1 pseudogene is annotated in these 235 nt (G+C 38.3%); it reads right to left on the bottom strand.

The window, feature by feature from the left end:
* A pseudogene (locus SB756_RS35490) lies at window positions 1-235 on the bottom strand (flagellar biosynthetic protein FliP); the annotation flags it as partial.

Here is a 235-nt window from a genome sequence, read left to right as displayed (position 1 = left end):
GTCGTAGCCTGCTATTTTGGCAAATGTTTCTAAGTCTTTTAAACGAACCTGCGAGAGCATAAATGCTTTCATTGGCTCTTTTGCAAGCTCCAACGCTTGTACAGACGTAACTTGCTCATTTAAATAAGGCTCTATGGCTACGTCATTAACCTTTTGATAAATAGGCGCCATGATAAAAATACTTAAAAATAAAGACATGCCCAACAGTACTTGATTAGAGGGTGTTTGCTGCAAA

This window comes from Pseudomonas sp. SIMBA_068, from assembly GCF_046534705.1.
Classification (GTDB): domain Bacteria; phylum Pseudomonadota; class Gammaproteobacteria; order Pseudomonadales; family Pseudomonadaceae; genus Aquipseudomonas; species Aquipseudomonas putida.
The sequence above is the reverse complement of the archived record's forward strand: the minus strand, read 5'-3'. Positions and strand labels throughout refer to the sequence as shown.